This is a genomic window from Nonomuraea sp. NPDC049637 (genome assembly GCF_040675235.1).
Taxonomy (GTDB): domain Bacteria; phylum Actinomycetota; class Actinomycetes; order Streptosporangiales; family Streptosporangiaceae; genus Nonomuraea.
Map to the genome: position 1 here is coordinate 46992 of NZ_JBFAOM010000005.1, position 13828 is coordinate 60819.

At 72.2% G+C, this 13828-nt stretch carries 8 protein-coding genes; 4 read left to right on the forward strand and 4 right to left on the reverse strand.

Annotated features, from left to right (window positions below; all coding sequences use genetic code 11):
- Positions 1-1269, forward strand: coding sequence for a hypothetical protein (locus tag AB0J71_RS08905; protein ID WP_364413494.1), 1269 nt, complete (start codon positions 1-3; stop codon positions 1267-1269).
- A gap of 319 nt (positions 1270-1588) precedes the next feature.
- On the opposite strand, the gene AB0J71_RS08910 is transcribed toward AB0J71_RS08905, so the two are convergent.
- Entirely contained in the window at positions 1589-2509 is a 921-nt protein-coding gene (locus tag AB0J71_RS08910; protein ID WP_364413496.1) for a M23 family metallopeptidase, read from the reverse strand.
- 130 nt (positions 2510-2639) lie between these two features.
- Here AB0J71_RS08910 and AB0J71_RS08915 point away from each other — a divergent pair, with 130 nt between their 5' ends.
- Positions 2640-3701, forward strand: a complete 1062-nt coding sequence (locus AB0J71_RS08915) for a hypothetical protein (RefSeq protein WP_364413498.1) — start codon at positions 2640-2642, stop codon at positions 3699-3701.
- Between the two features lie 16 nt (positions 3702-3717).
- Positions 3718-4485 (forward strand): hypothetical protein, encoded by a 768-nt coding sequence (locus tag AB0J71_RS08920; RefSeq protein WP_352325317.1) that lies wholly within the window; start codon positions 3718-3720, stop codon positions 4483-4485.
- 43 nt (positions 4486-4528) lie between these two features.
- Here the strand turns inward: AB0J71_RS08920 and eccB are convergent, their stop codons facing one another.
- Both eccB and AB0J71_RS08930 read right to left on the reverse strand, forming a co-directional pair.
- Positions 4529-5935 (reverse strand): type VII secretion protein EccB, encoded by a 1407-nt coding sequence (gene eccB, locus AB0J71_RS08925; protein ID WP_352325316.1) that lies wholly within the window; start codon positions 5933-5935, stop codon positions 4529-4531.
- 56 nt (positions 5936-5991) lie between these two features.
- On the reverse strand, positions 5992-7245 hold the full coding sequence (locus AB0J71_RS08930) for a prolyl oligopeptidase family serine peptidase (protein WP_364413500.1): 1254 nt from the start codon (positions 7243-7245) through the stop codon (positions 5992-5994).
- 706 nt (positions 7246-7951) lie between these two features.
- Here AB0J71_RS08930 and AB0J71_RS08935 point away from each other — a divergent pair.
- Positions 7952-8515: a helix-turn-helix domain-containing protein gene (locus AB0J71_RS08935; RefSeq protein ID WP_352325807.1), complete on the forward strand. Its 564-nt coding sequence runs from the start codon at positions 7952-7954 to the stop codon at positions 8513-8515.
- A gap of 380 nt (positions 8516-8895) precedes the next feature.
- Here the strand turns inward: AB0J71_RS08935 and AB0J71_RS08940 are convergent, their stop codons facing one another.
- A complete protein-coding gene (locus AB0J71_RS08940) occupies positions 8896-13542 on the reverse strand; it encodes an FtsK/SpoIIIE domain-containing protein (protein ID WP_364413502.1) in 4647 nt (1548 codons plus the stop codon).
- Between the last annotated feature and the right edge of the window lie 286 nt (positions 13543-13828).

The window sequence follows — 13828 nt, forward strand, 5'->3', positions numbered from 1 at the left end:
ATGGCCGAGCCGAAGAAGCAGACGCTCAAGCTCATCTACAACACCGGCCCGGTCGACACCTCCACCCCGGAGGTGTCGTTCCTGGGGAGCATGTTCACCGACACGCTCGACCAGGTCAAGGACTGGATCGACGCCACCGACCCGGAGTCGGTGAAGCTCGCCGGCCTCTATTACACGCGGGCCGAGGCGCTGCTGAACGGTTTCGCCGGCGACCTGAAGGCCAAGGCGGCCGAACTGGCCGAGCACTACACGGGCCCGGCCGCCGTCGAGACGCAGAAGCAGCTCCAGACCCTGCACGCCAGCGTCCGCGAGCTGGCCAAGAAGCTCGGCGACATGGGCCGCCCGGTCCATGGGTACGGCCAGACGCTGAACTGGGCGCAGGCCAACGTGGTCGAGTCGATGGACCACGACTCGCGTACCGACCGCGACGTGGACTGGGCCGGGCGGGTGCCGTTCTACCGGCTGTACCGCGGGGACAAGCGGGCCGTCGAGCACCTCAAGAAGGTCAACGAGCGCATCGTCGAGCACTACAAGCAGCTGCCCTCCGAGGTCCAGAGCGCGCTGCCCGACCCGAGCGTCCCGGAGCTGCCGAACTACAACTACGGCGGCGGGATCGGGCCGGGGGCGCCGGGCGTGGACGGCAAGGGCGGGCCGGGCGTCTACCCCGTCTCCTCGTTCGGTCCGGACGCGGTGCCGGGCGGCCCCGGGTACATCGACGGCAAGATGCCGGGTGACGGGGGAGCGGGCGCCTACCCGGCGGTCCACTATCCCGACGGCTCCGGCACGAACGGCTCCGGCGTGAACGTCGGCGGCGTCCAGGGCTACGACCCCGGGGACAACCCGTACGGCGGGGGCGACTCCTCGGCGCTGAACGGCGCCTCTCTGGGCTCCGCGCCGACGGCTTCGACCGCCGACCTGCCCTCGGGCGCCGGCGACGGCACCACGCAGCTGGCCGGGTACGACCCGTCCATGTCGGGAATGCCCAACGGCGCCTATCCCACGACTACGGGCGGCTCGCCCTACGGTGGCGGCGGCGTGGGATCGGGGACCGCGGGCGGCTTCGCAGCGGGCGAGGGCGGGGCGGCGGGCGCCGCCATGCGCGGCGCCGGCGGCGCGGGCGGCTTCGTCTCCCCCGGCATGATGGGCGGAATGCCCGCTCGTGGCGGCGAGAGCGGCGAGAAGCGCGACAGCGAGAACACGACCTGGCTCGCCGAGGACGACGACGTGTGGGGCGGCCCGGAGGGCACCACGCCGAGCACGCTCACCTGAGGCCGCGCTGCGCGCTCACCCGGCGCCCGGAGCCGCCGCACCACGCCCGCGGGCCGATCCTCGCGACCGGCCCGCCCCTGGCGCGCGGCCCGCTGCCCGGCCGCGAGCCGTTCCCCGTGCGGGGAACGCAAGCGCGGGGAACGCAAGCGCGGGGAACGCAAGCGCGGGGAACGCAAGCGCGGGGAACGCAAGCGCGGGGAACGCAAGCGCGGGGAACGCAAGTGCGGGGGGCGCCCGCAGGCGCCGCCCCGCTCATGGACGCGCGGTCGCGTCAGCCCCAGTGTCAGCCGCAGTATCGGCCCCCGTGTCGGCCGCAGCGTCAGCCGCAGTGCTCGAAGGGGCTGTCGTACGCGTTGGAGCCGATCGCGCCGCCCCACTTCACGCAGGTACGCAGGGCCTTGGCCCGGACCGGACCGGCGTAGTACTGGTAGCTGCCCGCGTCGGTGCTCCTGGCCTTGCCCTTGACCTCCAGGTAGGCCCGCACGGCCGCCTTGCCCGCGCCGCTGTTGCGCAGCGTGGTGACGCAGTTCTGGCCGGTGGAGGCGGAGTACAGCAGGACGACCCGGCCCTGGTTGCCGAGCGGCGCGGAGTCGATCTGCTTGTAGCCCGCGCCGCAGACCTGCTCGGCCGAGTACGGGTTGCCGCCGCCGGTGCTGGGCTTGCCCGGGTTGGCCGGCGCGGGCGTGCCGCCGCCGCCCTGGCAGTTGTTCGACTTCAGCGTCTGGTGGGTGTAGCCGAAGGTGGCGCCGTTGAACCTGGCCGCCACGATCTTGCCCGACGACGTGCGCTGCTCGTAGTGCAGGTGGGCGATGATGCCCTTGTACTTGGCCGAGGTGTTGCCCACCTGGCCGACCTGCTGGCCCTGCGCGACGTTCGCGCCCACGGAGACCGTGCGCTTCTTCATGTGGGCGTACAGCGAGACGCTGCCGTCGGCGTGCCGGATCTTGACCACGTTGCCGAAGCCGTCGGTGGTCCGGTACTCCGACATGATGACCTTGCCGGCCGCCGAGGCCACCACGGTACGGCCCATGTCGGCGTTGCCGTCGTTGTACGAGCCGTTGAAGTCGATCTCGTAGCCACCGGTGTGCGCGCTGCTGTCGTTGCTGTCGCCGGTCCAGGTCTCGCCACACGGGAACGGAAGCTGGTGGACGACGGCGGCGCTGGCGCTGGCCGCGCTGGTGCCGGTGAGGGGCAACGCGGCGATGCCGCACGCGCCCACAATCAGGGTCTTGATCCGCATATGGGAAAGGCTGCCATCCTGATCAACGGCCAGTCTAGATCATTCGCAAAGTGTTCACGCTAAAAGTTGATATTTGTCGATATCGTAGCCAGGACTGTGCAAAACGCAGTTTTCGGACAGGGAGGGTCGGATGGGCGCAGGGGAGAGCACCACGCCTGGTCTGGGGCAATACCCGCAGGGGGGCTCCCTCGCCGGGGCCACGATCCAGTTCAAGGACAAGAAGATCAGCGAGCTCGGCAGCAACATGGCCGAGCAGGAGCCCGGCATGGGCACGATCGAGACGAACACCAAGGCGATCAGCGTCGACTTCCCCGGGTTCGGCATCGTCGGCATCGGCCTCTCGTACGCCCACGACCAGATCAAGGGCGGCGCGAGCGGCGTGATCAGCATGGCCAGGACCGCCCTGCGCGACTACAAGACCGCACTTGAGCAGCTCGAGAAGAACTACGAGAAGGTCGACAAGGACAACGACGGCCTGATCAGCCAGTACGGCGACGACAATCCCACCGGTCCCGGCGGGCCCACCGGGCCCGGTCCGGGCGGCATCGACCCGAACAGCTTGGGCGGCGGGGGCGGCAAGATGCCACCGATCGACATGCCGGACGACAAGCTCCCGGACAACAAGCTCCCCGACAACAAGCTCCCCGACAACAAGCTGCCGGACGACAAGTTCCCCGACGACAAGTTGCCCGACGACAAGTTGCCGGACAACAAGCTGCCGGACCAGAACATCCCGAAGCCCGACTATCCCGACCCCAGCAAGCTGAACCCGAACCTGCCGGACCCCAACGGGCTGAACACGAACCTGCCGAAGACGCCGTCCATCGAGGACCAGCTCAACCACGGCATCCCGGACCCGTCCCAGACCAAGCTGTCCGGTCTGGACCCCAACGCCCTGAACTCCGCCATTCCCGGCACCGGCAATCTGACCGGCCGTCCCATCGATTACCCCACGACGGGCGGCTACGGCGGCTCGTCGGGCCCCGGCGGGACCACCACGGGCGCGGGAGCGGCCGCCGCCGGGCGCGGCGCCGGCATGCCGGGCATGTCAGGCATGCCGTTCATGCCCATGTCGGGCGGCGCGGCCGGCAACGACCAGAACCGCGATCGGGAGAAGGCCGAGTACGTACGCGGCGACGAGAACGACTGGGTGGACGACATGGACATCGCACCGCCGGTCATCGGCGAGTGAGAAAGGGCAGGACGAGATGGCCCAATACGACAGCGACCGGTGGCAGATCCTCTCGGCGGCCGCCATGGCCGGCGCGTCCGCCTTGGTGCTGAGCCAGTACCCGATAGCCAGGAACCTGGCGCTCATGATCGGGACGCTCGTGTCCAACCCGGGGGACATAGCCAAGGCGGCGGTGGAGTGGGTGGCGCCGACCGACGGCCATTCGGGGGTGGACTTCGAGTCCATCAAGACGGAGCTCGTCAAGCTGAAGAAGGACATCGAGGAGAAGGGGTACTGGAAGGGGCCGGCCTGGTTCGTGTTCAGCGAGTCCGTGGACCTGTTCGCCGAGCAACTGGAAGCCGCCTCGACGTACTTCAAGGGCGTCGGCGGCGGCATGGAGCACATTGCCACGGTCTACCACTGGGCCGTGCTGGTCGCCGTCGCGGTGGCCTTCGCCATGGGGCTCGCAGCCGTGTGGGAGCTGGCGTCCTATCTCATCCCCGGCCCAGGCAAGCTCGCGGCCAGGATCACGATCAGCGGCTTCCTCACCGCGCTCGGGCATGCCCTCAGGAACGTCGTCAGCAAGAAGGTGAAGTCCGTGGCGGTGCTGACCGGCGTCCTCGTCATGGTGAACGGCATGTGCGCCATGGCGACCAAGTCCATCGAGCAGGGCCGCCCCAAGCCCGACTTCGCACCCGCCGCCCTGGAGTACGCGCCCCCCACCAGCGAGGAGGCGCCCGGCACCCTGCAGCGCAAGAACGGCGGCATGCCGAGCATGAACCTGCCCGGCGGCGGCCTCATCTAGCCGGGTCACACCCCCGCCCGGCGGTCTCCGGGCGGGGCGTCGCTCACTGGGCCGTCACCTGCATCGGTGACCGAGCCGCCGCCGGGTCGAGCGCCGGGCCCTCCGGGATCAGGTGGACGAGGTTGTAGGGCACCGGCGTGACGTCCTCGGCGCCGTACCCCAGCTTGTTGATCTGGTCCCCGCTCTGCAGCGGGAACTTCCTGCCCTGGTCGGTGAGCAGGAAGTAGGTCTGCATGAACGCCTTCTGGCCGTCCCCGGGCAGCAGGCCGCCCAGCGCCGCGCCTCCGGCGGGCAGCAGCACCTGGTCGAAGTGCTCCTGGTCGCTGCGGGCCGCGGGCACGGGAATGGCCATCGTCGCGCCGACCGTGATCTTCGCCTGCGCGGAGCCGTTCTGCGTGTCGGCGTACACCGCGCACAGCGCCGCCGAGGACGTGACCGTTCTGGGCAGGCTCGTCGGCAGGCCGCCGACCGTGAGGATCTCGCGGGAGGTCCTGGCGTTCGCGGTGGCCGCGTCGATCTCGATCGGGACGGCGGCGCGCCTGCCGTACGCGGCCTTGGTCTTCGGGTCGGCGAGCAGCAGCGTCGCCTGGGTGAGGTTGACGGGGGCGAGGCCGTCGGCGAGCAGCACGTACCAGCGGTCGGGGGCCCCGCCCATGCCCTTCACGGTGTAGACCTGACCGACCGCGCCCCTGCCGCCCCCGGGGGCGACGGCGCGCCGGCCCAGGCCGGTGATGGCCGGCGGCATGAAGTCGGGGCCGGGAGGGATCGCGTTGATCCAGGTCGAGGGCACCCTTCTGGGATGCGCGTTGAGCGCGCGCACACCCGTGTCGCTCACCTTCATGCGCCGGTCGTTCCAGACCACCCAGCCCTGCTGCCCGTCCGTGACGACCAGCGCGTCGCCGCCCACGGGTGTCCCGCCGACGTCCTGTCCGCCCACCAGCGTGACGTACGGCCCTCGCGCCCCGGCGGCCTGCGCCGGCTCGGTCACGCAGGCCGACCACGGGCCCTTCACCAGCTTCTCGCGGGCCGGAAGGCTGTCCGGCGCGCCCGCGATGCCCACCAGCGGCCCGCGCGGCAGCGTCGCCAGCGACGCGGCGGAGACGTTGCGCACCTTGAAGTCGGTCGCGTCGAGCAGCAGCAGCGCCGAGACGTAGTTGGCCGTCGGCAGCAGCCGCCCCTGCTCCTGGCTGTAGACGTAGGTGGCGCCCGTCTCCTCCTCGACCAGGAGCTGGCCGGCCTCGGTCAGGTTCGTCGCGCCACCTGGCTTGAGCAGCCCCCAGATCCCGAACACCGCCGCGATGAGCACGCCCACGAGCACGCCGCAGAACATCGCCACGTTGAGCCGCCGCATGGGCGTCTCCGGCACATCGGGCTCAGCCTGCAGCAACGCCATGCCCAGGCGCTGCTGCATCAGCCGATGAGCCTGGTAGAGGTCCTTCCGGGTCTGCATGTCACCTCTCCCCGTATCGCAGGGATCAGCATAGAACGCTCTTGTGTCATGAACCCCTACGGAAGTAGCAAACCCCAATAGAACGCCCACGGAACGAAGGCCACACCCGCCACGACGAGCAGGCCCAGCCGTACCCGCTCACCGGTCGCGCGTTCCCGCCGCCACGTGCGGGCCGCGAACACCGTCGCCACGACGGTGGCCACCGCCACGGCCTGCAGCGCCAGCCAGACGAGCGGCCTGCCGAGAAGCATCGGCCCGGGCGCGGCCAGCTTCCCGCCGGTGGAGATCAGATAGAACAGGTAGGCGAACCCGCCGATCACCACCCCCAGCCCTCCAGCACTGACCACCCGAGCCGCCACCGTCCCCCTGACCGACGTGCCTCGGGCCATTGTCGTTTCTTCGGTCGGCGTGCCTGGGGCCGGTGTCGTTTCTTTGGCCGGGGTGCCCCGGCCCGCGCCGCGGCCTCGGATCCGCCGGACCGCGGCGACCGCCGGATATCCGGCGAACCCGGCCAGGAACAGCGCCAGCACCGCCGTCTGCGCGAAGGCCGACTCCCACCAGGCGGGAGGCGGCGTCCCGACGGAATCCTCCGCCTGGACGGGCGCGGGCCCCGACACCTCCGCGACCGGAGCCCGACCCGAGGTCGCCTTCGCCACCCAGCCGCCCACCAGCTCGGCGTAACCGGGAGCGAGGTCGGGCAGACGCGTGACGCCGCCGTCCGGGGTCACGTGAGCCGCGTGATCGGCCTTCTCGAAGAACCGGAACGTGTACCGCCTGTTGCCGCCCTTCTCCAACGCCGCGCGGAACAGCGGCGGCGTCTCGCGGGGCGGGGTCAGCAGGTCGTGCACGCCCCAGATCGCCAGCACCGGCTGCCGTACCGCGGCCAGGACCGGCTCGGGGTCGTAGTAGGGCTCCGGGAACATGCCCCCGTCCGCGATCACCCGGTACAGGTTCGGCTCGGCGTGATCGACCAGCGACCCGCCGACCCCCGCCTTGCGCAACCCGGCCGCCACGGCCCACGACTGCTGACGCAGGGGTCGCAACGCGTTGGCCCCGACCACCACCACGAACGCGATGTCCTTGGACTTGGAGGCGGCGAGCGGCGCCACCCACCCGCCCTCGCTGAGCCCCCAGACGCCGACCTTGCCAGGATCGACCCCGGGCTCCTTGCGCAGCGTCGCGACCGCGCCGAGCGCGTCGTCGGCGAGCTGCGCGTACGACCGCTGGAACAGCGAATAGCCCACCGAACGCTTGTCGTAGATCAGGACGGTCAGGCCCTGCCGGGCGAAGGCGACGGCCTCACCCAGCAACTTCTCCCGAGGCGTCCCCGTCCCCGCCCCATGCACCAGAACAACCCCAGCCCGCCCGGCCACCCCGTTCCGGCTCTCCCCAGTCGCCCGCCCGGTCTGCGACGTGCCCTCGGCCTGTGCTGTGCCTCCGGTCTCGGGCGTACTCCCGGTCTGTGCTGTGCCTCCGGGCTGCGGCGTACTCGGGGCCTGTGCCGCGCCGCCGGAAGGGCTGATCACGCTGGCTGACGGGCTGATTACACTGCCGTGCAGCTCCAACCCGCCGCTGCCGCGGAACGTCACCTCATGAACCATCAGGTCACCCGGAACCGCAAGGCCGCCTGGAGCCGCCTGGCCACCCGGAACCGTGAGGCCACCCAGAGCCGCCAAGCCGCCTGGAGCCGCCTGGCCACTGGGAGCCGCCAGGGTGCCCGGAACCGCCGGGCCCGCGCGATCGGGCGGGATCGACCCGGCCCCGGCGGCGCGCCGTCCATCGCCGGCCTTCGAAGCGAGATCAGCGGTCGTTACGGCGTTCGACGTGAGCTCGGCGGCGGGCTCGGTACGCCCCAGTCCGGGCGTACCGAGCCATAACAGGACACCGGCGACGGCGCTCAGGGAGACGGCGGCAGAGGCCGTGAAGACGTTTCGCATACTGCCGACAGTAGTCTGCAGAGAGATCTCGGCAAAGACATGTCTGCAGATATCGTTCTCAAGGACTAGCCTGCTCCTCATGAAGGACGACGAGCCCCTGGTGCTTCACGATCCCGACCGGCTCAAAGCCCTGGCCCATCCCATGCGCCGCCGCATGCTGACCCACCTGAACATCCATGGCCCCGCCACCTCCACCACCCTCGGCGAACTGCTCGGCGCCAAGACCGGCACCACCAGCTACCACCTGCGCCAGCTGGAGAAGTACGGTTTCATCGAGGAGATCCCCGAACGTTCCTCCGGTCGCGAACGCTGGTGGCGCCGCGCCGACCTCCCCAGGGACATCCGCCTCCCCGAGCCCGGCGACCTCGGCCCGGAGGATCAGGCGGTCCTGACCGAGTTCCACCGAATCGGGCTGGAGGAGGACCGCGCCTTGCTGGACCGCCTCCCCGCCGCCTTCCAGACCGACCCCGACTGGGTGAAGGGCTCCCGGGGGCTCGCCCGCATGACCAAGGACGAGCTCAGGGAGTTCCACGACGCCTACGTGGCCCTGCTCCTGAAATACAGCCATCCCGCGGACGAGGCCCCACCCGACGCCCGCCCCCTGTACGTCCGCATGTACACCCTCCCCGCCGACGACACCTGACCCCACCCCCCACACCCCCGCCGCCCCCACGCGCCGGGCCCCAGCGAGGCGGCGCGGAGCGGCGTGGGCCCGCACACCCTCGCCGTCCGACGCTCCCGAACCTGGACGCCAGACACGGTCCGCCAGACCTCCGTGGCTCACACGCGGTGGGACTCGGAAGGGCTGGCTCGGAATGGGCGGGCGCGTACACCCTCCCGTCCGGCAAGCATGATCTTGGATGCCACGCACAGGCCGGGCGGGGCCCCGGCGTCCCTCAAGAGGTGGGCGACGTGGGATAGGCCGGATGGCTACGGCTGAGCAGTTCAGGCGGCTCAGGTGGGGCGGGGCGGGGAGGCTCAGGTGGGGCGGGGCGGGGCGGGGCGGGAGGCTGGGTGGGTGGGTCAGGGGGTGTCGGGGAGGGCTGTCTGGATGGGGGTGATGTTGCCGGTGGTGACCAGGAGGCCGCGTCCGGGAGGGCCGCCGCCCGCCCCGCGGGGCAGTCGGATGCTGAAGAGGTCGCCGTCGGTCGGGCCCTGGACCGACAGGAGCACGCCCGTACGTGACTTGCGGGTCTCGGCCACGAACCCGCGATAGGCGACCGCCAGGTCACCGGTGGAGCCGGCGATCAGCAGGCCGTGATCGCCGTCCCGGCCCGAGCGCAGCACCTCCTCCAGGGACGTGCCCAGCGGTGAGTCCGCGTCGACCAGCTCGGCGTCGTCCACGACCACGACGTACTGGCCCAGGTCCGCGACCAGTTCGGGCAGGTTGGCGGCGTTCCCGTCCAGAACGGCCACCGCGTCCGCGAGGTCGCGCAGCGGGCTTCGCCGGGGGGCGACGGCGACGACCGGCGTGCCGGCGGCGATGAGCGACCGCGCCGCCGTCACCAGCACGGACGACCGCCCCGACCGCGACGGCCCCGCGATCACCGCGCCCGGCCCGTGGGCCAGCAGATCGACGCCGAGGGGAGTGAGCGCGTCCCCACCCGCGCCGACCAGCGCCCACAACGGTGACGGCGGGGTGAACGCCGGATCGAGGTCCATCGTCTGGGACGCGGTGACCCGCATCGGCAGCGCGTCGACGCGCAGCGGCCGTTCGCCCGCCCAGCGACGCCCCCCGCCCCCGCCTCCGGCGGCCTGCGGGCTCGCGCTGCGCGCCAGGGCCTGCAGCGCGGCGACCTGGGCGGGGCCCGCGGGGTCGGCGGAGAGGAGGGCGATGTGGTGTTCGGTGATGCCGTGCTCGCCCAGCGACAGGGCACGCCCCGGAGGCATGGACGCGGGCAGGCCCTTGAGCGGGAACCCGGCCAGCCCGTAGTCGGACGTGTCGGACAGGCGCAGCAGCAGGCGGTCGTCGAAGACCGTCGAGACCTGGCCGAGCAGCCCGGACCGATCGCTGGTGACCACCGCCCGCAAGCCCACCGCCGGGCCCTCGCGCAGGAGCTGGAGCAGGGCTTCGATCAGGCGGCCGTAGTCGTAGCTCTCGAACGCGGCGACGAACCCCTCCCAGCGGTCGAGCATGAACACCAGCCACGGCAGGCGGTGACCGGCCTGGCGGTATTCGGCGAGCGAGGCGTGCCCCGCCTCGGCCAGCAGTTGCTGGCGGCGGCCCACCTCGGCGCGCAGCCGGCCGAGCAGCCGCTCCACCCGTTCGATCTGGTCGCGGGTGACGACGGCGCCGCAGTGGGGCATCGCCATGACGGGCAGGAGCGCGCCCGAGCCGCAGTCCACCGCGTGGACGTGCACGTCGGCGGGCGACGTCCGGGCCGCGATGGCGCCCGCGATGGTCCGCAACGCCGTCGAGCGGCCGCTCCGCGGAGCGCCCGCGATCAGCAGGTGGCCGCCGTTGGCCAGGTCGAGCGCCAGCGGGCAACGATCCTGCCGCCACGGACGGTCGGTCACTCCGAACGCCAACGGCGCCACCTCCTCGAACCCGCCGCCGGCCCCCTCCGGCGGGGCGGCGGGCAGGTCGAGCACCAGGTGGGTGGGCAGGGGGTCGAGCCACGGGCTCGGCTGGGCCGGGACGCCCGCCAACCGCCCTGCCTCGACCAGTGCGTCCGCGACCAGGCTGAGATCGGTGACCGCCGACTCCTCCACCGGCTCCGCAGGCGGCGGAAGCGGCCTGCCGAGCGAGCGCCAGTCCACGTCGAGCACCCGCAGCCGCCCGGCCGGCCCCCCGGCGGACGGAACACGCGCGGGGCTGCGCCCGCCCACCCTGGCCGTCTGGACGGCGATCGCCGCCCCCGCCCCCGACCGCACGTAACACCGGCCAGGGGTGGACTTGGAGATCGAGGCCGCGTCGGGCAGGTCGATGACGTCGGTGGACTCGGCGGGCTCGGTCACCCGCAGCGCGATCCGCAGCGAGGTGTTGGCCTGGATGTCGGCCGTGACCACGCCGGCCGGCCGCTGGGTGGCCAGGATCAGGTGGATGCCCAGCGAACGGCCCCGCCGCGCGATGTCCACCAGACCGGCCACGAAGTCGGGCAGCTCGGCCACCAGCGCGGCGAACTCGTCGATGATCAGCACCAGGCGTGGCATGGGGGCCTGGCCGGCGTAGTCGTCGATGTCCTTGGCGCCCGCCGCCAGCAGCAGGCGTTCCCTGCGCCGGATCTCGGCTGCCAGCGAGTCGAGGGCCCGCTGGGTCAGGTGCCCGTCGAGGTCGCTGACCATGCCGACGGTGTGCGGCAGGCGTACGCACTCCTTGAAGGCCGCGCCGCCCTTGTAGTCGATCAGCGCGAACGTGAGCTGGTCGGGCCGGTTGGCCACCGCCAGCGAGCAGATCAGCGTCTGCAGCAGCTCGGACTTGCCCGCGCCGGTGGTGCCGGCGATCAGCCCGTGGGGGCCGTCGAGCTTGAGGTCGACCGAGAACGGACCGTCGGGGCCGACGCCGATCAGCGCCTCGGTCGTGCCGCGGGCCCGCCACCGGCCGGCCAGCTCCTTGCCGGACGGGTCGGGCATGCCCATCAGGTCGAGCAGGCGCACGGCACCGGGCAGGTTGCCCGACGGATCGTCGCGGCTCACGTCGCGGATGGGGGACAGGGCCCTGGCCAGCCGGTCGCACCAGGCGGACGAGACCAGGTCGCCCAGCACCGGCCCGATCACGTCGAGACCGCCGCCGAGCAGGCGGACCAGGCCGTCGGAGCCGCACGCCGCCACCGTCTGGCACTCCTCGGGCAACAGCCGCTGGTCGTCGTCGATGGCGAGGGTGAACACCCCGGACCGGGGACCCTGCCGCAGGACCTGGGGCATGTTGGGCAGGCCGCGCAGGATCTGGGCGCCGTCGAGGATCACCAGGACGTCGTGGGGACGGACGTCGTAGGAGGAGAAGCTGGGCTTCTCGGGGCCGCCCAGATCGTCCCAGCCTGTGGGGATCTTGCCGAACTCGGGGATGGCGGTGTTCTGGCGTTCGTCGATGAGCGCGGCCAGCTCGGCGACGCGGCGGGCGGCCGATTCGGGGTCGGTGCCGACCAGGGCCACGCAGTCTTCGCCCGAGCGCGGGGCGCAGTGCGGCAGCCAGCGCGTCCAGCCCCAGCGGCGTTCGCCGTCGGCGCGCGCGGACACGACCACGATGGCCAGGTCGCGCGGGCTGTGCAGGGTGGCGGCCTGGGCGATCAGCCAGCCGGCCAGGCTGGTCGCGGCCCCGCGCGGGCCGGTGACGCCCGCCACGCCGAGCCGGCGCATGGCCAGCGCCACCGGCACGGCGCGGCAGAGCGGCGGGTCGATCGGGCCGCCCTGCTCCTCCGACAGGTCGAGGTTGGCGGGCAGGTCGGCGAGGCCGACGCGCAGCCGCAGCGAGTCGGCGTCGTGGATGCGGCGCTCCCACAGGCGCCTGCGCGGCCCGGTCGCCGTGAGCAGGACCTGGGCCGGGTCGGGCGCGTCGGACCTGCGCGCGGCCTCGTCGGCGGCCCTGGCCCGCTCGACCTCCTCGTCGTAGGCCCGGACGCGTTCGCCGAACTCCTTGAGCGCCTGCTTGTGCTTCTTCCTGCCGTGACGGCGGTCGCTGACCCACTGGCCGATCATGATGATCGGCGTCATCAGGGCGACGAGCAGGTAGTAGGGGGCGTGCAGGGCGAAGGCCAGCGTCACGCCGAGCACGGCAGGCAGGAGCGCGGCCAGCAACTGCAGCCGCATGCCCTCGGACCTGGTCGGCTCCTTGGGCCTGACGAACGTGCGCTCCGGCTCGGGGCGGCGCAGCCTGGGCGGCCGGTTGTAGGCGAGCCCGCCCTCGGCCGTGGGCGCGAGGTGGGCGTCCTTCGGCTCGATCGAGGTGAGCACGAACACCGAGGAGCCGCAGGTCAGCACCGCCTGGTCGGGCCACTCGGCGGGCCCGGTGAGCGCCCTGCCGTCGAGCTCGGGCATGTCGCCCTGTTCGGCGGCGAGCTCGGCCGCCTCCCGCTCGGCGACCCGCGCGGTCAGCTCGGCGACCTCCTCGGCCCACCGCCCCTTCAGCTTCAGCCTGGAGGTCTGCCCGGAGCTCTGCCGGTGCGCCCGCTCGACGGTGATCGCGTCGGGCGTCACGCGCACGGCGACGGCCTCGGCGGCCAGCAGGGGATCGGCGACGGCCATCGCGCAGGTCGGGTCGGACCCGATGACGTGCACGCCCAGCCCCAGCCGGTGGACGGCCCCCGCCGCCGGGCCGCCGATCACGCGGATCTCGGCCACCCCGCCCGGCTCCTCGACCACGGTGGCGCGGGCCAGGCGCGGGTCGAGCGTGACCTTGTCGCCGTCGCGCAGGACGGCCGCCGCCGGCGCCCGCGGATCGAGCGGACGCCCGTCGCGCCACAGCAGCGCGCCGGAATCGCCGGGAACGCCGGCGGGGACGCCGAGCCGGTCGGGGACGCGCGGACGGGGGATGCGCGCCTCGGCCCCGCCCCGCACCCCGGCCTCGGGCGCCAGGCCGTAGGGCGCGCGGGTCCGCGGCAGGTGGACGACCTTAGCCATGGACGTGCGCCCGCTCAGCGCCTCGGTCACCCCGGCCACCGTGGCGCCGCCGTCGCCGTCGATCACGACGTCGCGGTCGCCCTGCTCGCCGAGCACGGTGAGCATGATCCGCATGTGCCGTCTCCTCGCTCGACCTCGGGCGCCAAGGTAGCGCCAGAAGCGAGAGTAGGCGTCCCGGTTGACGGCACCGGCATGAGAACGCGGTTCTGTGGATAACTCGCGCGCCGAGCGTCACGATCAAGCCTGAAAAAGTTGTGATTACTGCGACTCAAGATAAAACTGTGACCAGCATGCCGATGAATCGGTATTCGTCAACTTGGTAGAGACGATAGGCATCGATTATTCCGAGTTGACATCGTGCCACCTGCGAAACAAGCATGGGTCCTCGCATTCCGCCCAC

Coding starts and splice junctions, on each gene's coding strand:
- AB0J71_RS08920 (WP_352325317.1), top strand. CDS start 3,718: ATGGCCCAATACGACAGCGACCGGTGGCAGATCCTCTCGGCGGCCGCC.
- AB0J71_RS08935 (WP_352325807.1), top strand. CDS start 7,952: ATGAAGGACGACGAGCCCCTGGTGCTTCACGATCCCGACCGGCTCAAA.
- AB0J71_RS08940 (WP_364413502.1), bottom strand. CDS start 13,542: ATGCGGATCATGCTCACCGTGCTCGGCGAGCAGGGCGACCGCGACGTC.
- eccB (WP_352325316.1), bottom strand. CDS start 5,935: ATGCAGACCCGGAAGGACCTCTACCAGGCTCATCGGCTGATGCAGCAG.
- AB0J71_RS08905 (WP_364413494.1), top strand. CDS start 1: ATGGCCGAGCCGAAGAAGCAGACGCTCAAGCTCATCTACAACACCGGC.
- AB0J71_RS08910 (WP_364413496.1), bottom strand. CDS start 2,509: ATGCGGATCAAGACCCTGATTGTGGGCGCGTGCGGCATCGCCGCGTTG.
- AB0J71_RS08915 (WP_364413498.1), top strand. CDS start 2,640: ATGGGCGCAGGGGAGAGCACCACGCCTGGTCTGGGGCAATACCCGCAG.